23 protein-coding genes are annotated in these 20733 nt (G+C 68.1%); 12 read left to right on the forward strand and 11 right to left on the reverse strand.

Annotation, left to right across the window (positions count from 1 at the left end; genetic code table 11):
* Window positions 1-14 precede the first annotated feature (14 nt).
* The 6 genes from fadD6 (at window position 15) to AU197_RS26155 (ending at window position 5138) form a co-directional block, all read left to right on the forward strand.
* Window positions 15-1796, forward strand: a complete 1782-nt coding sequence (gene fadD6, locus AU197_RS25720) for a long-chain-acyl-CoA synthetase FadD6 (protein ID WP_064406736.1) — start codon at window positions 15-17, stop codon at window positions 1794-1796.
* A gap of 143 nt (window positions 1797-1939) precedes the next feature.
* Window positions 1940-2764, forward strand: a complete 825-nt coding sequence (folP, locus tag AU197_RS25725; protein WP_064406737.1) for a dihydropteroate synthase — start codon at window positions 1940-1942, stop codon at window positions 2762-2764.
* On the forward strand, window positions 2761-3711 hold the full coding sequence (locus AU197_RS25730) for a glucosyl-3-phosphoglycerate synthase (RefSeq protein WP_064406738.1): 951 nt from the start codon (window positions 2761-2763) through the stop codon (window positions 3709-3711). Before folP ends, AU197_RS25730 begins: the two co-directional genes overlap by 4 nt.
* A gap of 123 nt (window positions 3712-3834) precedes the next feature.
* Window positions 3835-4194: a DivIVA domain-containing protein gene (locus AU197_RS25735; RefSeq protein ID WP_064406739.1), complete on the forward strand. Its 360-nt coding sequence runs from the start codon at window positions 3835-3837 to the stop codon at window positions 4192-4194.
* Window positions 4191-4826: a DNA-3-methyladenine glycosylase I gene (locus tag AU197_RS25740; RefSeq protein ID WP_064406740.1), complete on the forward strand. Its 636-nt coding sequence runs from the start codon at window positions 4191-4193 to the stop codon at window positions 4824-4826. Before AU197_RS25735 ends, AU197_RS25740 begins: the two co-directional genes overlap by 4 nt.
* A gap of 144 nt (window positions 4827-4970) precedes the next feature.
* The gene (locus AU197_RS26155) at window positions 4971-5138 is read left to right on the forward strand and encodes a DUF3117 domain-containing protein (RefSeq protein ID WP_005059648.1); all 168 of its coding nucleotides are present in this window, start codon (window positions 4971-4973) and stop codon (window positions 5136-5138) included.
* An 18-nt stretch (window positions 5139-5156) separates the two neighbouring features.
* Here AU197_RS26155 and glgA read toward each other — a convergent pair whose 3' ends face one another.
* Entirely contained in the window at window positions 5157-6326 is a 1170-nt protein-coding gene (gene glgA, locus AU197_RS25745; RefSeq protein ID WP_156434571.1) for a glycogen synthase, read from the reverse strand.
* 133 nt (window positions 6327-6459) lie between these two features.
* On the opposite strand from glgA, the gene glgC reads away from it, so the two are divergent.
* Entirely contained in the window at window positions 6460-7674 is a 1215-nt protein-coding gene (glgC, locus tag AU197_RS25750; protein WP_064406741.1) for a glucose-1-phosphate adenylyltransferase, read from the forward strand.
* Between the two features lie 148 nt (window positions 7675-7822).
* Window positions 7823-8071, forward strand: a complete 249-nt coding sequence (locus tag AU197_RS25755; RefSeq protein WP_064406742.1) for a hypothetical protein — start codon at window positions 7823-7825, stop codon at window positions 8069-8071.
* An 11-nt stretch (window positions 8072-8082) separates the two neighbouring features.
* Here AU197_RS25755 and AU197_RS25760 read toward each other — a convergent pair whose 3' ends face one another.
* From AU197_RS25760 to AU197_RS25785, 6 genes are all read right to left on the reverse strand, one after another.
* Window positions 8083-8670, reverse strand: a complete 588-nt coding sequence (locus AU197_RS25760) for a DUF4126 domain-containing protein (protein WP_064406743.1) — start codon at window positions 8668-8670, stop codon at window positions 8083-8085.
* A gap of 46 nt (window positions 8671-8716) precedes the next feature.
* A complete protein-coding gene (locus AU197_RS25765; protein ID WP_064406744.1) occupies window positions 8717-9391 on the reverse strand; it encodes a methyltransferase family protein in 675 nt (224 codons plus the stop codon).
* 9 nt (window positions 9392-9400) lie between these two features.
* The gene (locus AU197_RS25770) at window positions 9401-11017 is read right to left on the reverse strand and encodes an ABC transporter permease (RefSeq protein WP_064406745.1); all 1617 of its coding nucleotides are present in this window, start codon (window positions 11015-11017) and stop codon (window positions 9401-9403) included.
* On the reverse strand, window positions 11014-11949 hold the full coding sequence (locus tag AU197_RS25775) for an ABC transporter ATP-binding protein (protein WP_064406792.1): 936 nt from the start codon (window positions 11947-11949) through the stop codon (window positions 11014-11016). Before AU197_RS25775 ends, AU197_RS25770 begins: the two co-directional genes overlap by 4 nt.
* A complete protein-coding gene (locus tag AU197_RS25780) occupies window positions 11912-12607 on the reverse strand; it encodes a TetR/AcrR family transcriptional regulator (RefSeq protein ID WP_064406746.1) in 696 nt (231 codons plus the stop codon). The genes AU197_RS25775 and AU197_RS25780 overlap by 38 nt, the downstream gene beginning before the upstream one ends.
* A 129-nt stretch (window positions 12608-12736) precedes the next feature.
* Window positions 12737-13396 carry an O-methyltransferase gene (locus AU197_RS25785; RefSeq protein WP_064406747.1) on the reverse strand — a complete coding sequence of 220 codons (660 nt, stop codon included), beginning with the start codon at window positions 13394-13396 and terminating at the stop codon, window positions 12737-12739.
* Window positions 13397-13572: 176 nt separating this feature from the next.
* Here AU197_RS25785 and sigE point away from each other — a divergent pair, with 176 nt between their 5' ends.
* The 4 genes from sigE (at window position 13573) to tatB (ending at window position 16795) form a co-directional block, all read left to right on the forward strand.
* Window positions 13573-14361 carry an RNA polymerase sigma factor SigE gene (sigE, locus tag AU197_RS25790; protein ID WP_064406748.1) on the forward strand — a complete coding sequence of 263 codons (789 nt, stop codon included), beginning with the start codon at window positions 13573-13575 and terminating at the stop codon, window positions 14359-14361.
* Window positions 14362-14437: 76 nt separating this feature from the next.
* Window positions 14438-14833 (forward strand): anti-sigma E factor RseA, encoded by a 396-nt coding sequence (gene rseA, locus AU197_RS25795; protein ID WP_064406793.1) that lies wholly within the window; start codon window positions 14438-14440, stop codon window positions 14831-14833.
* 69 nt (window positions 14834-14902) lie between these two features.
* Entirely contained in the window at window positions 14903-16387 is a 1485-nt protein-coding gene (gene htrA / locus AU197_RS25800) for a serine protease HtrA (protein ID WP_064406749.1), read from the forward strand.
* A 3-nt stretch (window positions 16388-16390) separates the two neighbouring features.
* Window positions 16391-16795: a Sec-independent protein translocase protein TatB gene (tatB, locus tag AU197_RS25805; protein ID WP_064406750.1), complete on the forward strand. Its 405-nt coding sequence runs from the start codon at window positions 16391-16393 to the stop codon at window positions 16793-16795.
* Window positions 16796-16808: 13 nt separating this feature from the next.
* Here the strand turns inward: tatB and AU197_RS25810 are convergent, their stop codons facing one another.
* From AU197_RS25810 to AU197_RS25825, 4 genes are all read right to left on the reverse strand, one after another.
* The gene (locus AU197_RS25810) at window positions 16809-17432 is read right to left on the reverse strand and encodes a VldE C-terminal domain-containing protein (protein ID WP_156434575.1); all 624 of its coding nucleotides are present in this window, start codon (window positions 17430-17432) and stop codon (window positions 16809-16811) included.
* Between the two features lie 75 nt (window positions 17433-17507).
* Window positions 17508-18650: an Mrp/NBP35 family ATP-binding protein gene (locus AU197_RS25815; protein ID WP_064406795.1), complete on the reverse strand. Its 1143-nt coding sequence runs from the start codon at window positions 18648-18650 to the stop codon at window positions 17508-17510.
* Window positions 18651-18684: 34 nt separating this feature from the next.
* Window positions 18685-20178: a lytic transglycosylase domain-containing protein gene (locus AU197_RS25820; RefSeq protein WP_156434572.1), complete on the reverse strand. Its 1494-nt coding sequence runs from the start codon at window positions 20176-20178 to the stop codon at window positions 18685-18687.
* Between the two features lie 74 nt (window positions 20179-20252).
* Window positions 20253-20733, reverse strand: a 481-nt coding sequence (locus AU197_RS25825) for a DUF1003 domain-containing protein (RefSeq protein ID WP_064406751.1), incomplete at its 5' end; no start/stop codon positions are given.

Below are 20733 nucleotides of genomic sequence, written 5' to 3' on the forward strand. Positions count from 1 at the left end.
AGGGACGAAGGCGCATGACCGAGAAGTCGGGGACTCGCCGCAGCGTTGGGTTATTGGACATCGCGGCCCGCGCGCCGGGCCTGATCGTGGATCTGCCGACGATCCTGCGCGGCGTCGTCACCGGTTTCGGTGCCCGGCCCTCGGCCAAGACCTCGATCGGCAAGGTGTTCCAGGACCGCGCCGCGCGCTACGGCGACAAGGTGTTCCTCCGGTTCGGTGACGAGCAGATCACCTATCGCGAGGCCAACGAGACCGTCAACCGGTACGCGGCGATTCTGGCTGCCCGCGGCGTCGGCCACGGCGATGTCGTCGGCATCATGTTGCGCAACTCCCCGGAGCCGGTGCTGCTGATGCTGGCCTCGGTCAAATGCGGCGCGGTCGCCGGCATGCTCAACTACAACCAGCGAGGCGACGTCCTCAAGCACAGCTTCGGGCTGCTGCAGGCCAAGGCCGTCGTGGCCGACACCGATTTCGTCGAGCCGATCACCGAGTCCGGCGCCGACACCGACGGCTTGCTCACCATCGATGACCTCAAACGCCTGGCCTCGTCGGCGCCCACCGGCAACCCTCCGACCACCGCGGCCGTGCTCGCCAAGGACGACGCCTTCTACATCTTCACGTCCGGCACCACCGGCATGCCGAAGGCCAGCGTGATGACCCACTACCGCTGGCTGCGGGCACTCGCCGGGTTCGGCGGCCTCGGAATGCGGCTGACCAGCAAGGACACGCTCTACTGCTGCCTGCCGCTGTACCACAACAACGCGCTGACGGTCGCGCTGTCGTCGGTGCTGAACTCCGGCGCGACGCTGGCGATCGGCAAGCAGTTCTCGGCGTCCAAATTCTGGGACGAGGTGATCCGCTACGACGCGACCGCGTTCGTCTACATCGGCGAGATCTGCTCGTATCTGCTCAGCCAGCCCGCCAAGGACACCGACCGCAAACACAAGGTCCGGGTCATCTGTGGCAACGGGCTGCGCCCGGCGATCTGGAACGACTTCACCAAGCGGTTCGGCATCGAGCGGGTGTGCGAGTTCTACGGCGCCAGCGAGGGCAACACCGCCTTCGTCAACGTCTTCAACATCCCGCAGTCCACCGGCATCTGCCCGTCGCCGGTCGCGTTCGTCGAATACGACCCCGAGACCGGTGATCCGCTGCGCGACGACGAGGGCCGGGTCAAGAAGGTGCGCACCGGGGAGCCGGGCCTGCTGCTGTCCAAGGTCAGCAACTTCCAGCCGTTCGACGGCTACACCGATCGCGAAGAGACGGAAAAGAAGCTGGTGCGCAACGCTTTCCGCGACGACGACGTGTGGTTCAACACCGGCGACCTGATGCGCTCGCAGGGGTTCGGGCACGCGTCGTTCACCGACCGGCTCGGCGACACCTTCCGGTGGAAGGGCGAGAACGTCGCCACCACCGAGGTGGAGGCGGCGATCTCCGCCGACCCGCAGGTCGAGGAGTGCACGGTGTTCGGCGTCGAGGTCGAGGGCGCGGGCGGGCGCGCGGGCATGGCCGCGATCCAGCTCAAAGACGGCGAGAAGTTCGACGGCAAGGCGCTGGCCAAGGCCGCATACGACAAGTTGCCCGGCTATGCGGTGCCGTTGTTCGTGCGGGTGGTCGAGGAGCTCGCGTACACGTCGACGTTCAAGAGCCAGAAGGTCGACCTGCGCAAGGAGGGCTTCAACGTCGAGGAGATCGACGATCCGATCTACGTGCTCTCCGGCCGCGATGAGGGTTACGTCGAGTTCTACGACGACTACCCCAAAGAGGTCGCCGACGGAAAGAAGCCCAAGAACTAGCGACTTGTGAGTGAAAACGTTCGCCGGCCGAACGAAATCACGCACAAATCGCACCGCCGTAGCCTGGAAGGGTGAAAACGCAGCCGGGCCGTTTCTCAGGTCGCTTCCTGGGCCGGCCCGTCGCCGCTGATCGAGCGCTGATCATGGCGATCGTGAACCGGACCCCGGACTCCTTCTACGACCGCGGCGCCGCGTTCACCGACGAGGCCGCCAAGGCGGCCGCGCACCGGGTGATCGAGGACGGCGCCGACGTCGTCGACGTGGGCGGGGTCAAGGCGGGCCCTGGCAACACCGTCGACACCGACGAGGAGATCGCGCGCGTCGTTCCGTTCATCGAATGGTTGCGCGCCACCTACCCTGACCAGCTGATCAGCGTCGACACCTGGCGCTCGGCGGTCGCCAAACAGGCGTGCGCGGCGGGAGCCGACCTGATCAACGACACGTGGGCGGGCCACGATCCGGCGCTGCCGGAGGTGGCCGCGGAGTTCGGCGCGGGCCTGGTCTGCTCGCACACCGGCGGCGCGCAACCGCGGACCAGGCCGTTCCGCGTCAACTACGGGATCACCGAACGCGGTGTCGTCGACGATGTCATCGCCGAGGTGACCGCGGCGGCCGAACGCGCGGTAGCGGCGGGGGTGGCGCGCGATGCCGTGCTGATCGATCCGACGCACGATTTCGGCAAGAACACTCACCACGGTCTTAGTTTGTTGCGCCATGTGAAAGAGCTTGTAAACACTGGATGGCCCGTCCTGATGGCGCTGAGCAACAAGGATTTCGTCGGGGAGACTCTGGGTGTGGGTTTGACCGAACGCCTGGAGGGCACCCTTGCAGCCACCGCCTTGGCGGCCGCAGACGGAGCCGCGATGTTCCGGGTGCACGAGGTCGGACCGACTCGGCGCGTACTGGAGATGGTCGCGTCGATCCAGGGCGGACGGCCGCCGACGCGCACGGTGAGGGGACTGGCATGACACTCACACCCGAACTTCCCGCCACTGACGTCGTCACCGCGCGGTGGCTCAGCGACCACAGCTGGAACCGGCCGACGTGGACGATCGCCGAACTCGAGGCCGCCAAAGGCAGCCGCACCGTCTCGGTCGTGTTGCCCGCCCTCAACGAGGAAGAGACGGTCGGCAGCGTCGTCGAAACCATCACCCCGCTGCTCGGCGGGCTGGTCGACGAGCTGATCGTGCTGGACTCCGGTTCGACCGACGACACCGAGATCCGTGCCCTGGCCGCCGGGGCGCGGGTGATCAGCCGAGAAGCGGCGCTGCCGGAGGTGGCTCCGCAACCCGGAAAGGGTGAGGTGCTGTGGCGCTCGCTGGCCGTCACGACCGGCGATGTCGTGGTGTTCGTCGACTCGGACCTGATCGACCCCGACCCGATGTTCGTGCCCAAGCTGGTCGGACCGCTGCTGACCACCGACGGCGTCCACCTGGTCAAGGGCTTCTACCGCAGGCCGCTGAAGGTCAGCGGCAGCGAGGACGCCAACGGTGGCGGGCGGGTGACCGAGCTGGTGGCCCGGCCCCTTCTCACCTCGCTGCGCCCGGAGCTCAGTTGCATCCTGCAACCGCTGGGCGGTGAATATGCCGGCACCCGGGAGCTGTTGACGTCGGTACCGTTCGCGCCGGGCTACGGGGTCGAGATCGGCCTGCTGATCGACGCCTACGACCGCCTCGGCCTCGACGGGATCGCTCAGGTCAACCTCGGTGTCCGCACCCACCGCAACCGGCCGCTGACCGAGCTGGCCAGCATGAGCCGACAGGTCATCGCGACGCTGCTGTCGCGGTGCGGGGTGCCGGACTCCGGTGTGGGGCTGACGCAGTTCTTCGCCGACGGCGAGGGCTACACGCCTCGGACGTCATCGGTGTCGCTGGCCGACCGCCCCCCGATGGTGACGCTTCGCCCGCGCGGTTGATTTCCGGCGCCCGACGCCGAACGTGGGTTACCCGCACATTTTTTTCGAGGAAGGCGTGTCGGTAACCCACGTTCGGCGGGACCTACGAAGCGACCTGTCGGGGCGCTGGGGCAATATCGAACCGTGAGCCTGATTCTGCTGTATCTGGTCGTTCTGGTGCTGATCGCCGTGGTGCTGTTCGCCGTGGGCAGCGTGGTGTTCGGCCGTGGTGAACCGCTGCCCCCGCTGCCGCGGGAGACCACCGCGACGGTCCTACCCGCCTCCGGCGTGACGAGCGCCGACGTCGACGCCGTCAAGTTCACCCAGACGCTGCGCGGCTACAAGACCAGCGAGGTCGACTGGGTGCTCGACCGGCTGGGTCAGGAACTCGACCAGCTGCGCGGTCAGCTGGCCACCCTGCGGGCCACGCACGGCATCGAGGACCACGAGCCCGTCGAGGGTGGTGCGCACGCGCTGCAGTCCGACGGTGGCGACGAGTCATGACCGCCACCACCGTGGAACCTTCCGTCGAACCCGACGGCCGTGTCCGGTGCGCCTGGATCGACGAATCCCGTTTGGCTCCAGCTGATTTCGTTCTCTACCGCGACTATCACGACACCGAGTGGGGGCGGCCGCTGCGCGACTCGGTCGCTCTGTTCGAGCGGGTGAGCCTCGAAGCGTTCCAGAGCGGGCTGTCGTGGCTGGTGATCCTGCGCAAGCGGGAGAACTTCCGCCGCGCGTTCGACGGTTTCGACATCGAACGGGTCGCCCGCTACACCGAACGCGACATCACGCGGTTGATGAGCGATGCCGGAATCGTGCGCAACCGCGCGAAGATCGAGGCCACCATCGCCAACGCGCGCGCGGTGGCCGACCTGCGCGATGCGGGGACCGATCTCGCCGAGCTGTTGTGGTCGTTCGCACCCCCGCCCCGGCCGCGGCCCGCCAGCTTCGCGGAGGTTCCGGCCGTCACCGCCGAGTCGACCGCGATGGCCAAGGAACTGAAACGTCGGGGCTTCCGCTTCGTGGGGCCCACGACCGCCTACGCGTTGATGCAGGCGACCGGAATGGTCGACGATCACACCGCCGACTGCTGGGTACCGGCGACGTACGCGGCCCCCGAGAAGCGTGCTTAGCCGGGTCTTTGCACACCTAACCGCGCCGATAGGGAACAATAGAGGCGTTCAGAGCAGTTTCAGTGCCGGGAATGTCAAACGAGTGGGCAGTCTCGGTCCCGACCGAGCCCGCGGGCGGGCCGGCTCATCTGGAGGGAGCACTCGATGGCGGCGATGAAGCCCCGGACCGGCGACGGTCCTCTGGAAGCAACCAAGGAGGGGCGTGGCATCGTGATGCGGGTACCACTGGAAGGCGGCGGGAGACTCGTCGTCGAGCTGACCCCTGATGAGGCCGCCGCGCTCGGGGACGAACTGAAGAACGTCACGAGCTGACCGTTCAGGTGTGACCGGCTACGCCGGATTGCCCACTTTCTGGTAGATCTCCAGGGTCTGCTCGGCGATATGGGCCCAGGAGAACTCCTGAATGCACCGCTGCCGCCCGGCCTCACCGTATCGGCGGGCCCTCTCGGGATCGGCGATCAGCTCGTTGACCGTCGCAGCCAACCGGCTCTCGTAAGCCGCCGCGTCCTGCGGGTCGTAGTGCACCAACCGCCCGGTGTGCCCGTCGGCCACGACCTCCGGAATGCCGCCGACGTCGGACGCCACCACCGCCGTCGCACACGCCATCGCCTCCAAGTTCACGATTCCCAGCGGTTCGTACACCGATGGACATACGAAAACAGTTGCAGCGGAAAGTATTTCGCGAATCTTGACGATGGGTAGCATCTCGCGCACCCAGAAGACCCCGGCGCGCGCGTGCGACAGATGCTCAACCGCCGCGGTCACTTCGGCGGCGATCTCGGGGGTGTCGGGCGCTCCAGCACACAGCACGACCTGCACATCGGGGGCGAAGTCGTGCGCTGCGGCGATCAGATGTGCGACGCCCTTCTGCCGCGTGATCCGGCCGACGAACGCCACCATGGGCCGCGACAAGTCGACGCCGAGTTCGGCCAGCACCGATTCGCCCGGCTCCGGGTCTGCCGGATACCAAACCTCGGTGTCGATCCCGTTGCGCACCACGTGCACCCGGTTCGGGTCCAACGCGGGATAGGTGCGCAGCACGTCCTCGCGCATACCGGAGCTGACCGCGATCACCGCATCGGCCCCTTCCACCGCCGTCTTCTCCACCCACGACGACACCCGGTAACCCCCGCCGAGCTGTTCGGCCTTCCACGGGCGCATCGGCTCCAGCGAGTGCGCGGTCAGCACGTGCGGCACCCCGTAGAGCAGCGCAGCGAGGTGGCCGGCCAGCCCGGTGTACCAGGTGTGCGAGTGCACCACCTCGGCATGTGCTGCGGCGTTGACCATGTTGAGGTCGGCCGAGAGCATCGAGAGCGCGGGGTTGGCGCCCAGCAGCGCCGGGTCGGGTTGCGCGACGATCGCGTCGGCGCGCGGGGCGCCCATGCAGTGCACGTCGACCTCGCACAGGTGGCGCAGCTGAGCGACCAACTCGGTGACGTGCACCCCCGCCCCGCCGTAGACCTCGGGTGGATATTCCCGAGTCATCATCGCCACCCGCATGGTCTCGACCCTAGTTACGGGCGCAAGCCGCCGCAGGAGGGGAGCAGCGTCGGGATCGCCGGATCCGCGCCAGAGACGTTGACTCGAAGTGGAATGGGTAGCCCAGGACAGAAGTGGCCGATAGGTTTGAGGCATGAGGGAACTGCCACACGTGCTGGGCATCGTCCTGGCCGGCGGGGAGGGCAAGCGGCTCTACCCGTTGACCGCGGATCGAGCCAAGCCCGCCGTTCCCTTCGGCGGCGCCTACCGCCTGATCGACTTCGTGCTGTCCAACCTCGTCAATGCGCGGTATCTGCGGATTTGCGTGCTGACGCAATACAAGTCGCACTCGCTTGACCGCCACATCTCCCAAAACTGGCGGTTGTCGGGGCTGGCAGGCGAATACATCACGCCCGTCCCGGCCCAGCAGCGGCTCGGCCCACGCTGGTACACCGGCTCCGCGGACGCGATCTACCAGTCGCTGAACCTCATCTACGACGAGGATCCCGACTACATCGTCGTGTTCGGCGCCGACCACGTCTACCGCATGGACCCCGAGCAGATGGTCCAGTTTCACATCGAGAGCGGCGCAGGCGCGACGGTCGCGGGCATCCGGGTGCCGCGCCCGGAGGCCACCGCGTTCGGGGTCATCGACGCCGACGAGTCCGGGCGCATCCGCAGCTTCGTCGAGAAGCCCGCCGATCCGCCGGGCACGCCGGACAATCCCGACGAGGCGTTCGTGTCGATGGGCAACTACATCTTCACCACCAAGGTGCTGATCGACGCGATCCGCGCCGACGCCGACGACGACCACTCAGACCACGACATGGGCGGCGACATCATCCCGCGTCTGGTCGACGACGGCATGGCCGCGGTGTACGACTTCAGCAACAACGAAGTGCCCGGCGCCACCGAACGCGATCACGGCTACTGGCGCGACGTGGGAACGCTCGACGCGTTCTACGACGCACACATGGACCTGGTGTCGGTGCACCCGGTGTTCAACCTCTACAACAAGCGCTGGCCGATCCGCGGGGAGTCGGAGATGCTGGCGCCGGCGAAGTTCGTCAACGGCGGCTCGGCGCAGGAGTCGGTCGTCGGGGCCGGCAGCATCATCTCGGCTGCGTCCGTGCGCAATTCGGTGTTGTCGTCCAACGTCGTCGTCGACGACGGGGCGATCGTCGAGGGCAGCGTGATCATGCCCGGGGCCCGTATCGGTCGCGGCGCGGTGGTGCGCCACGCGATCCTGGACAAGAACGTGGTCGTCGGGCCGGGTGAGATGGTCGGCGTCGACCTCGACAAGGACCGCGAACGGTTCGCGATCAGCGCCGGAGGAGTGGTCGCGGTCGGCAAGGGCGTCTGGATCTAACCCCCAATCCCCTAATCGCGGGCCGCCCGGAAGTCCCGACCACGGTTCGAACGGTGTGGGTGGTCGCCCCGTTTTGCCGCAACCCCGTGTGTCTCATGGTGGTTCAACCAGCACCGGCCGACGAGGCCACAACCACAGGAGGCACACGATGAGACGCAACAGCATCACCGCCGCCATCGCCGCGGGCGCCGTCGCGGTCGGCGCACTGATTACCACGACCGCCCCGGCCGCACACGCGGAGAAGCTGTCGGACCAGACGATCAAGAGCGAATGCAAGGCCGCCGGGGGGACGTACAACAAGAGTGGGACGGTGTCCACCTGCGGCTACAAGGATGCCAGCGGCAAGCTGAACATCGACTACTACTCCGGCGGGCATTACGTCACCACCCTCACGTAACGCGCCCCGGGTCAGCCTGGTGCGGCGTTGCGGCGGCGGCGTCGCAGCAGGATCCGGAACGCCAGCCACGCCATGGCGACGATGGCCACCAGCACCAGCACGGGCAACAGGATCGCGGCGAAGACCAGCCCCACGCTGACCCCGTCCTCGACCGTGCTCAGCACCGGTGCGGCCACTCCGGCGGTGGCGACGTTGGCTGCCGGGCGGACCGTCGACTTGGTCAGCGACACCACCAACGCGACGACGACACCGATCACCACCGGAATCCACTGCCCGGACTGGGCGAACGCGCCAGGGTCGGTGACCGCCGACGTCTGTGCCGCGGTTCCCGAACCGAACACGATGCCGCCCGCGGTCGGCCGGACGAACGTCTGGATGGTGTCGTTGACGCTGTCGAGCGCCGGCACCTTGTCGGCGACGATCTCGACGATCAGAAGCGTCGCGACGATCGCCATCACCCAGCCGTTCTCCAGCCAGGCCCAACCTGCGGGCAGGGCGACCAGGTCGGTGAACCGCGACAACAGGCCGAGCGCCAGCAGCGGGATATAGGCGTTGAGCCCCGCCGCGGTCGCCAGGCCGAGGCCGGTCAGCAGTTCCACATCCGCATTATCGGCTGGGCGCGCGGCGTCGGTGGGCGACTCGGCCTCACCAGACGCGCGGCACCAACCGGAAGCGCACCTTGTGCATGTACTCGCGATAGCCCGCCAGTTGCTGCCGCAGCATCTGTTCCTCGTCGGCGATGCGCACCGCGAGCAGCAGCACGGCGGGTGGAATCGCGACCAGCCCCCAGTAGGAACCCAGCGCGAGCGGAGTGCCGATCATCATGACCAGCGTTCCGGCGTACATCGGGTGGCGGACCACGCCGTACAGGCCCGTCGAGACCAGGGGCTGTTCGGACTCGACGGTGATCGTGGCCGCGGCATAGCTGTTCTGGATGATGACGAACTGCGACAGCGTCAGGCCGGTCCACACGAGCACGGCGCCGAGCACCACCACCGCCGTCGGCACCGCCGACCATCCGAAGCGATGGTCGAGCGCGCTGATCACCAGCACAGTGACCACCATCAGCACGGTCGCGGTGATGACGACCCTTTGCACCGGCCGGGTCTCGGCGAACGGCCCCGCTCTCATCCGGCGGCGCAGGGCGTCGGGGCGCTTGACCACGAGGTAAATGCTGGGCCCCATCGTGCCGATGATGAACACGCCGATGAAAACCCACGCCTGCCAATAGTCGAACGTCCCGGCCGGCCAGAACAGCGCTGTGGCGAAGAAAACGAATCCGAAGAGGGCCGAAGCCAGAGCCTGCAGAGCGATTTTCACGACTCCACCTCAGAGGGCGTCGCGCCTGCGGTACAGGTGGCCGGCCACCCAGGTCAGGGCGGCGGCGACGACGGCAAGGACGACGAGCGTGGTCACCGGATAGTCGATCGGCGCCGTGGTGCGCCCGATCGGCGACAGGTCGATCAGCCACTGCGGCAACCGCAGCAGCGGCCCGAGATACAGCGTGGTGACGACGAACGCGACCGCCAGCCAACCCAGCACGGGCCGCTGCACGGCGACGGCGAGCGCCGCGACACCTGCCATCACCGCCAGCGCGGGAACGAAAGCCAGCCCGGCGGCCGTCAGACGCAGGACGGTCGCCGGTTCGCCGACGGAGATGCCCGCGCCCACGCCGTTACCGAGACCGGCGGCGAACATCAGCACCACCGAACCGAGCACCGCCGACATCACGGCCGTCGTCAGCCATCGCCACCGCGACACCGATCCGGCCAACACGGCTTCCCCGAGCCCGTTGCCCTCGTCGCCGTACACCCGCAGCACGGCGGCGACGACGTACGCGCTCGCCGCGGCCGCGAGGAACTGCGTCATCGTCGTGTACACGCCGTCGGCGCCCTGCTGGGCCATCATCAGCCGGATCACCTCGTTGGTCTCGGCCGCGTCGAGCAGGGACTTGGTCATCGACCCGAAAGCCAGGCCGCCGAGGAACAATCCGATGGTCCAGCCGACGGTTTGACCGCGCTGCAGCGTCAGGTGCAGGCCCAGGACGCCGTTGATGGGCCGGGCGTCGGGATGCTCACCGGAGGACGGGATGACACCGTCGTCGTACTGGCGCCTGCCCTCCAGCGCCGCGGCCAATGCGATGAGGGCGACGGTGAGCGCGACCAACAGCGCGAACGGCCACCACCGCAGGTCGACGAACGCGCGCATCTGCTGGGCCCATGCGATCGGGGAGAACCAACTGAGCGGGCTGCCGGAGTTGTCGATCACATCGCCGATTCCACGGACCACCGCGGCGACCGCGAGCACCGCCATGGCCGCACCGGATGCCGTGCGCGCCTGGCGCCACAACTGTGCGGTCACCGCGGCCACGGAGCCGAAAAGCATTGCCACCCCGGTGACGCCGAGACACATCGCCGCGGTGTCGGTGAGCGCGAAGCCGCTCGCGACCATCGCCAGCGTCATCGTCACGGCGAGTACGGCGTTGACCGCGGCGACCAGAACAAGTGCCGCGGCGGTGCGCGAGTAGCGGCCGACCACCGACGACAGCACCAACTCGGCTGCGCCGCTCTCCTCTTCGGCCCGGGTATGGCGAATCACGGTGAGGATCGCGAGAATCGACGCGGCGACGATCAGCGTCAGCATCATCTCGTTCGCGATCATCGCGCCGAGGTCGGTCTCGTTGCGGCCGAACATCGGCCCGCCCATCATCATCCCCGCGGGCGTCTTCAGCAGTTCGACTCGGGTAAGCCGTTGTGCCTCTTCGGGGTAGGCCAGTTCCAGGGCGGCGGGTGCGTAGGCCATCAGCATCGTCAGGACGGCGACCCAGACTCCGAGCCGCACCCGGTCGCGGCGCACAGCCAGGCGCAGCAGGGCTGCGGTGCCTGTCCATGCGGTCGACGGGCCGCGTCGTTGCGTGCGGGACGCACGCGCCGTCACCGTCGTCATCGCTCCGCCCCCCGGTATTCGCGCAGGAACATGTCTTCCAGCGATGCCGGGCTGACGGTCAGGTCCAAGATCCCGAGTTCGGTCAGCAGGCCCATCGCGCGGTCGAGGTCGCTGCGGTCGACCGAGAAGACGTAGTGTCCGTCGGTGACCGTGAAATCGTGGACGAAGGGCTGATCCTCGAGACGCCGCCCGTCGCTGCGGGTGCGCGCGGTCACGGTTGTGCGCATCAAATGCCGCAACTCCGTCAGGGTGCCGGCCCGCACGGTGCGACCGGCGCGGATGATGGTGACGCTGTCACACAGCTTTTCGACCTCGGCCAGGATATGGCTTGACAACAGCACCGCGGCGCCGCGCTGAACCACCTCGCCGACGCACTGTTGAAACGCCCTCTCCATCAACGGGTCCAGACCGGAGGTCGGCTCGTCGAGGATGTAGAGCTCGGCGGCGGTGGAGAACGCGGCGACGATGGCGACCTTCTGCCTGTTGCCCTTGGAGTAGGTGCGGGCCTTCTTGTGCGGGTCGAGGTCGAACCGCTCGATCAGCTGATCCCGTCGGGCGGTGTCCACACCGTTGCCGCGCAGGCGGGCCAAGAAATCGATCGCCTGCAGCCCGGTCAGGTTGGGCCACAACGTGACATCCCCCGGTACGTAGGCGATCCGGCGGTGCAGCGCCACCGCGTCCTGCCACGGGTCTCCGCCGAGCAGCCGCACCGTGCCGTTGTCCGCGCGCAAAAGCCCGAGCAGGACGCGGATGGTGGTCGACTTACCCGCTCCGTTCGGTCCGAGGAAGCCGGTGATCTGGCCGGGTGCGACCGTCAGATCCAACCCGTCGAGCGCCCGGGTACGCCCGAATGATTTTGTCAGTCCGTGGATTTCGACGGCAGGTTCGCCGAACTCAACCTGCCGCGGATGCTGTGCTGTCTGAGCCGTCATCGCCATCTCCTGGTCGGGGTGTGCTGAACGGGACGCCTTTCCTGCGCTGCTCGAGGAACGCGTCGTACATCGTCGAGTCGGCCATCAGGCCTTCGGTGTACAACTCGAGTGCGGGCAACACCATGTCTTCGCCGTAATCGTGAAGCGCCACACGGAGATCGGCGGAGGGATGCAATTGCAGATACAGCAGGAAGCCACCGCCGCTGGCCATCGACAGGAAGCGGGCCCTGGCCCGGGGGTCGCGGCTCGGCTTGAGCAGGCCGGAGCGCACGCCCTCCTCGAGGTACTGCTCGGCGTTGTCGATCATCTGCTGCCAGAACGCCTTGGCCAGTTCGCTGCCCGACTGCAAGCTGCGTACCAGATAGGCCATCAGCGGCGCGTATGACTCGATCTCGGCCATCTGCGCAAGCCACTTGGCGGGGTCGTGCGTCTGCAGCGACTCGGTCTTGCCTTCGCGGATCACGTCGGCGACGTGCGTGTCGCAGGCCTTGCGGAGCCCCTCCTTGGAGCCGAAATGGTGGATGACCAGCGCGGCGGACACTCCCGCCGCCTCGGCGATGGTCCGCAGCCCGACGTTGAACCCGTGCTGGCCCCACTGCTCGATCGCGGCGTCGCGGATTCGCGCCACGGCCGTGAGATCATTCGCCGCTGAACGCATGTTCAATACACTAAACGCGCGTTCAGCTAGCGGTCAAGAGCTCACCGCGGCCAACCGTCACACCGTCGAGAAATGCCGCGTCACCCAGCCTTCGGCTCGGGCCCGGCTCGGCGAGAACCGGCGAGGAATTCAGTCGCGCGCGGCGGCGAGCAGGCCGTCGCCCAGGGGGATCAACACCGGAGTGAGCCGTTCGTCCTCGGCGATCAGGCGCGCGGCTTCGCGCACCGCCGCGACCTCGGCGTCGTTGGCGGAGGCGTCGCCGGCACGACCCCCAAGCGCCGCGCGGTGCAGGACGATCGCGCCGCCCGGGCGCAGCAAGCGGACACCTTCGGCGACGAACTGCGGCTGGTCCAGCGGATCGGCGTCGACGAACACCAGGTCGTAGGACTCGTCGGCGAGGCGGGTCAGCACTTCCTGGGCGCGGCCGCTGATCAGCCGGCTCCGTCCCGGGCCGATCCCGGCCTCGCTGAACGCCTGCTTGGCGATGCGCTGGTGCTCGGGTTCGACGTCGATGGTGGTCAACACGCCGTCCTCACGCATACCCGACAGCAACCACAGCCCGCTCACTCCGGCGCCCGTGCCGACCTCCACGACGGCTTTGGCGGAGGTCAGCTTGGCCAACACGCACAGCAGCGCGCCGACCGCGGGAGTGACGGCACCGGCGCCGATGTCGAGCGCGCGCTCGCGGGCCGCGGCGACGATGGCGTCCTCGGAGATGGACTGCTCGGCGTGCGACACGATGGATTCGGCACGGCTGCGCCCTCCGATGACGTCGTCGGTGCCGGCCATGCCCGCAGCGTAGCCAACCCGCGGGGGCCAGCATCGCGACACGCCCGTTCCCGGCGACCGGATCGCACGAATTCTCAGCAGGTTCGCGCAGGTCAAAAATGGGTAGAAAAGCTTTCTCAGGAAATGTTCAGTTTGCTCATATGCCAGGCACGGAACGGTCGGAGACGGTATCTCCCATGGAAAACGGCGGACGCTGGCATCCAGGGGGCCAACCAGGGAATACCTGTGCGGATCTGCGCGTTGCGGGCAGTAGCGAACCGCCGCACCGTGATGGCGGCTGTGACCAGGAGGATCTGACGACCACCATCAAGATGGCGCCGACTTCGATGTCCCACCTCGAACAGGTCATGGACACCGAATGGGTCGAGCCTTCCGACGAAATGACCGGCACCGCGGTGTTCGACGCCACCGGCGACAAATCCACCATGCCTTCATGGGATGAGCTGGTGCGCCAGCACGCCGACCGGGTGTACCGGCTGGCCTACCGGCTTTCGGGCAATCAGCACGACGCCGAGGACCTCACTCAGGAGACGTTCATCCGGGTGTTCCGCTCGCTGCAGAACTACCAGCCCGGCACGTTCGAGGGCTGGCTGCACCGCATCACCACCAACCTGTTTCTCGACATGGTGCGCAGGCGCGGGCGCATCCGCATGGAGGCGTTGCCCGAGGACTACGACCGGGTTCCGGCCGACGATCCGAACCCCGAGCAGATCTACCACGACTCGCGGCTGGGTCCTGATCTGCAGGCGGCACTCGATTCGTTGCCTCCGGAGTTCCGCGCCGCCGTCGTGCTGTGCGACATCGAGGGGCTGTCCTACGAGGAGATCGGTGCGACGCTCGACGTCAAGCTCGGCACCGTTCGCAGCCGCATCCACCGCGGGAGGCAGGCCCTTCGCGACTACCTGGCCAACCACAGCGAGACCGCCACATCGGCTCGCCCCGGCGACGCGGCCAAAACGGCCTGACGTTCGCGGGCTTGATCACAGCGCTCCGCGCTACATTCGAATGGACGCCGTGACACGCAGTGAGAGGAGCTGGGCGATGCTCGACCGGGGACACGTGTTCCGCCGGGCCTTCTCGTGGTTGCCCTCTCAGTTCGCCTCCCAGAGCGACGCGCCCGTGGGGCCGCGGGAGTTCGGTTCCACCGAACACCTCTCGACGGAGGCCATCGCCGCCTTCGTCGACGGCGAACTGCGGCTGACCCCACATCTTCGCGCTGCCCACCATTTATCGCTGTGTCCGCAGTGCGCGGCCGAGGTCGAGGCCCAGCGGCAGGCGCGCGCGGCGTTGCGGGAGTCCCGCCCGGTGGCCATGCCGAGCTCACTTCTAGGCCTGTTGTCCGAGATCCCGCACCATGCTCCGCCGGAGCCGCCCGTCGAGACGCAGCGGTCAGAGTTTGCTGACAGCACCCAGCGCGCTCGGCGCAAGCGCCGGTAGGGTAAATGCGAAGACGAGCAGCGATCCGCGCCGGCATTCGCGGGCGCTTTCACAGAGGGTGATGACCGGGTGACCAATCTCGACCAGACCGGGCGTGAACGCCTGGAACCCCGCCCCGTGTCGCGGCCGCCCGTCGATCCGGCGGCGCAGCGCGCGTTCGGCAGGCCCGACGGTGTCGAGGGTTCGTTCGTGGGACTCGACAAGTATCGCGACCAAGGAGAGTTCACGCCGACCAACCAGGCGCCCGATCCGGTGTTGGCCGAGGCGTTCGGCAAGCCCTATCCCGGCGGCGACTCGCTACAGCGCCACCCCGCCGACGCCGGCGCGCTGGAAGCCGAGCGGGATCAGGACACCGACCTGGCCGCCGACCCGTGGCGGGATCCCTCGGCGCCGGTCGCCCTGGGCGCACCCGCCGTCCACGAGCCGCCGCGATCCCCGGACAATGTCCCGACCGGCAAGTTGGGTGTGCGCGACGTGCTGTTCGGCGGCAGGGTCTCCTACGTCGCGCTGGCGATGTTGGCCATCATCGCGTTGGTGATCGGGTTCGCAGGCGGGTGGGTAGGCCGCAAGACCGCCGAGGTGGTCGAGGCGTTCACCACGTCGAAGGTCACGCTCAACACCACCGACGCCGGCCCGCCACCGGAGGGTCATATCGCCAAAGTCGCTGCCGCAGTTGCTGATTCGGTGGTCACGGTGGAGGCGACCAGCGATCAGGAGGGGTCGCAGGGCTCCGGTGTCGTCATCGACGGTCGCGGTTACATCGTCACCAACAATCACGTCATCTCCGAGGCCGCGAACAACCCGAGCAAGTACAAGATGAAAATCGTCTTCAACGATGGCAAAGAGGTGCCCGCCAACCTCGTGGGCCGCGATCCCAAGACCGACCTGGCCGTGCTGAAGGTCGACAACGTCGACAACCTGACCGTCGCGCAGATGGGCGACTCGGACAAGTTGCGTGTCGGCGACGAGGTGATCGCCGCGGGCGCTCCGCTGGGTCTGCGCAGCACCGTCACCGCCGGCATCATCAGCGCGCTGCACCGCCCGGTGCCGCTGTCGGGCGACGGCTCGGACACCGACACCGTCATCGACGGTCTGCAGACCGACGCGCCGATCAATCACGGCAACTCCGGCGGCCCCCTGATCGACATGAACGGCAACGTGATCGGCATCAACACCGCCGGTAAGTCGCTGTCCGACAGCGCCAGCGGGCTCGGGTTCGCGATCCCGATCAACGAGGTCAAGACCGTCGTCGACTCGCTCATCCGCGACGGCAAGATCGCCCATCCTACGCTGGGCCTGACCGCCCGCTCGGTCAGCAACGACATCGCTTCGGGCGCGCAGGTGGCCAACGTCAAGGCCGGCAGCCCCGCGGAGAAGGCGGGAATCCTGGAAAACGACGTGGTGGTCAAGGTCGGCGACCGGAACGTGGCCGACGCCGACGAGTTCGTCGTCGCCGTCCGACAGCTCAAGATCGGCCAGGACGCACCGATCGAGGTGATGCGCGACGGGCGGCGGGTGACGCTGACCGTCAACCCGGGTCCCGACACCACGTAGCCGATGTTCGCCAACGTCGGCTGGGGCGAGATGCTGATCCTGGTGATCGCCGGTCTGGTGATCCTGGGCCCCGAACGGCTACCCGGTGCGATCCGGTGGACGACGGGGGCGCTGCGTCAGGCCCGCGACTACATCAGCGGGGCCACCAGCCAACTGCGTGAAGACCTCGGGCCTGAGTTCGACGACCTGCGCGAGCCGCTGAGCGAGCTCAACAAGCTGCGCGGTATGACGCCGCGCGCCGCGCTCACCAAACACCTGCTCGACGGCGACGACTCGATCTTCACCGGAAACTTCGACCGCAAGCGGCCCGACAAACCGGTCAGCTCGCCCGAACCCCCTACGCAGTCGGCGCCACCCGCATCACCGCAGGCGCCCGCGACGACACCGTTCGACACCGACGCCACGTGAGAGCCGCGCGGGCTCAGATGAAGTATTGCTCGTCGCCGGTCGGGTATCCGCCGCCGTTGGTGGCGATGTGCACGTGGTCGAAGTGGTTGGCGGTCTCGTTGCCGTAGTCCGCGGTCCAACTGGGAGCGCCGACGCCCGGGTAGAACCCCTGCCGCCAGATCACATGGATCACACCCCAACGTTCGGCATTGGCCAAGGCGATCCCGGCGATCTGGTTGCCGAGCGCGATGCCCTCTTCGCTGCCGTGATTCGGGATCATCACGTCGATCGCCAAACCGTTCGGATGCCACCTCAGCGGGTCTTGGCGGTATCCACCGATCGTCTTGACCTCGGGGAACAACACGCTGATCGCCCGGGCCACCCGAATCGTGTTGACCTGCAACCCGTTTTCGGGCGTGATACCGGCGGGCAACGCGAACGGGGTTGCCGCCGTGGCAACGGGAGCACTGGCCGCGAGCAACTCCGCTTCGGTGGGTGTTTTGACCTTCGGGGCGGCCGCAGGGACATCCTGCTGACCGACCGGTGGCGGGTCGACATGCTGGGTGGGCGGTTCGGCGCTCTGGGCGTAGAACAGGGCGACCGACAGCGTGATGGACGCGACGAGCGCCAGCAACTTGCCGCGCCCGTTGGCTAACATTGCCCTGCCCACGAACAGCACTGTAACGCCTTGTCGGACAGGGTGTGACGGAGTTCGGCCTCGGACACGAGACCGTTATCGACCGGCAGGGTCCAGGCCCAGCGACATGCCCGCCAGTCCGCGCTTGCGGCTCGAAAGGGCGTCGGCGACGCTGCGCAATTCCTTACCGGCCGCCGAGTCCGGTGCGGAGAGCACCAGCGGGACACCGGAGTCGCCTGCCGCCACGAGCTCGGGGTCCAGCGGCACCTGGCCCAGCAACGGCACGTCGGCGCCGATCGCACGCGACAACCGCTCGGCGACCTGTTTGCCGCCGCCTTCGCCGAAGATCTGCATGGTCGTGCCGTCCGGCAACGTCAGCCCGGCCATGTTCTCCACCACGCCGACGATGCGCTGTCGGGTCTGCAGTGCGATCGCGCCTGCGCGCTCGGCCACCTCGGCGGCGGCCAGTTGGGGCGTGGTGACCACCAGGATCTCCGCGCCGGGGATCAGCTGGGCCACCGAGATCGCGACGTCGCCGGTGCCCGGCGGCAGGTCGAGCAGCAGCACATCGAGGTCGCCCCAGTAGACGTCGGCGAGGAACTGCTGCAGCGCGCGGTGCAGCATCGGACCGCGCCAGACCACCGGGGTGTTGCCTTGGGTGAACATCGCGATGGAGATCACCCGGACGTCGTGGGCGACCGGCGGAACGATCATCGACTCCACCTGGGTGGGCCGGTCCGTGATGCCCATCATGCGGGGAACGGAGTGCCCGTAGATGTCGGCGTCGAGCACTCCGACCGATACGCCGCGCGCGGCCATGGCCGCGGCGAGGTTCACGGTGACGCTGGACTTGCCGACGCCGCCCTTACCGGAGGCCACCGCGTAGACGCGGGTCAGCGAACCGGGCTGGGCGAAGGGGATGACGGGCTCACGCGAATCGCCGCGCAGTTGCTTGCGCAGTTCGGTGCGTTGCTCGTCGTTCATCACGTCGAGGCTGACCCGGACGGCGCCGGTTCCGGGGACGTCGGCGACGGCCCGGCTGACCTGATCGGAGATCTCGGTCTTCTTCGGGCACGCGGCGGTGGTCAGGTAGATCTCGACGTGGACCGCCCCGTCAGGTTCGACGGTGACGTTCTTGACCATGCCGAGCTCGGTGATCGGCCGCCGCAGCTCGGGGTCGATCACCTTGGCCAGCGCGCGACGGATCTCGGATTCCAGGTCAGCGGGTGAATGAGACATCACCGTCGAGTCTAGGCCGACTCGACGGCGGTCCTTAACCGACGGGTCCGGGTGGCGGACCCGGCTGGGCGGCAGGTCCGGGCGCGGGTCCTGGCTGGGCGGCCGGAACGGGTGCTGGAGCCTGAGCCGGGCCAGGTGCTTGAGCCGGGCCCGGTGCCCCGACGGGAGCCGGTGCGCCGATCGGTGCGGGTCCCGGTTGCGGAGCTCCCACCGGAGCGGGCGGCGCCAGCGGTGCCGGAGCGGGCGGAAGCATCGGGTTGGCGACGGCAGGTCCGCCGAGTGCGGGCTGCAGCGGCGGCGCCGGGTTGTCCTCGATGCAGAACACCGCGCACTCGGGCCGCTGCGGCTGCATCCACGGCGGTGTCCATGGCGGCGGAGTCACCGGAGCCTGCGGGGTCGCCGGTGCCTGCGGCGCCGGTCCCGGCAGCGGGCCGAGCCGCTGACCAGGGGCGAAGCCCGGCATGTTGCCCATCTGGCTGGCGACCGCGTCACGCTCGAGCAGCGGCATCAACGCCAACGGATCGCCTGCGGGCAGTCCCAGCGCGTTGAGGGGCAACCCCGGCCCGAGACCCTGGTACTCCTTCAGATCGGTGAGGTGCACGTTGGCGACGGTTTCTTCCAGCGTCGGGACCGATCCGGTGATCGGAGGCAGGTCCATCGGGACGACGCCCGTCGCGTAGGCCGCGGCCCAGCCCAGCACGTTGCGCGCGTAGGCCACCGAGTTGTTGTAACGCAGGATCGCCGACATCACGTGGTTCGGGTCGCGCAGGTTTAGGTTGCCGCTGCACAGGTAGCGGGCGGCGGCCAGCGACGAGTCGAACAGGTTCTGCACCTCGGCCTTGCCGTCGCCGTCACCGTCGGAGGCGTACCGCGACCAGGTGCCGGGCAGGAACTGCATCGGCCCCATGGCCCTGGCGTAGGTGACGCGGTCGGCCACGCGGCTCTGCACGATGACCTCGTTGCCGGGCAGCGTGCCGTCGAGCGCAGGCCCGAAGATGGGGCGGATCGCTGTGCCGCGGGCGTCGGTCGCGCCTCCGTTGGCGTGCATCGACTCGATGCGTCCGATACCGGCCAACAGGTTCCAGCTCAGGCCGCAACCGGGGTACGCGGACGCCATGATCCGTTCGGCGTTACGGTACGCCGACAGTGCCATCCCCGGAATGCCCAGTGTCCCAGGTGAATTCACCACCGCGGCGGGCGGGGGAGCCGATACCGTCGAGGCGGCGATGTGGAAGGCCATCGGCTCCTTGGTCACGGCGACCACCGATGCGCCCGATCGCGCGCCCGGTGACGGTTCGACCGCGGCCAGCGGCGTCACCGCGGCATCCGAGGTCGGCGTACGCGGAGAGGGTGCCGAGGCGCCGACGCTGCCGGCCAGGATGATCGGGGCGATGATGGCCACGCCGAGGCCGGCGCGCATGCGGTTGGCGGATGCCAGCTTCTGCACTCGAGGGCCCGGGATTCGCCGCAGACGGCCCGTTTGGCGCCGCACGGCCTTGAGGGCGGCGGCTCCTCCCCTTATGTGCACTCAACCGTCCTATGTTTGCGCTTGTGAACCAAGTCACCATACCTACTACATAACCGCCGCGTTACAGCAATTCGTTAGCTGCCTGCACTCGACTTCTTCTGCCGGCGCTCACCCGGGTCGCCGCGGCCCGGCTCGTCGTCGCCCGATTCGGCGGGCGCGTGCTGCAGGGCGGCCAGCATTTCGCGCATCTCGTCGAGCTCTCTGCGCAGGTAGTCGCGGGTGACCACCTCGCCGATCGCCAACCGCAGCGCGGCCAGTTCACGAGCCAGGTATTCGGTGTCGGCCTTCGTCTGCAGGGCGCGGCGGCGGTCTTCGTCCAGCGAGACGCGGTCCCGGTTTTCCTGGCGGTTCTGCGCCAGCAGGATCAACGGCGCCGCGTAGGCCGCTTGGGTGGAGAACGCCAGGTTGAGCAGGATGAACGGATACGGGTCCCAGCGCAGTCCGACCGCGAACAGGTTCAGGGTGATCCAGACGACCACCAGGATGGTCTGCCACGCCAGGTAGCGGCCGGTGCCCAGGAACCGGGCGATCTTCTCGCTGAAGTTCCCGACCGCC

Origin of the sequence: Mycobacterium sp. IS-1590 (assembly GCF_001500025.1) — a bacterium.
GTDB lineage: Bacteria > Actinomycetota > Actinomycetes > Mycobacteriales > Mycobacteriaceae > Mycobacterium.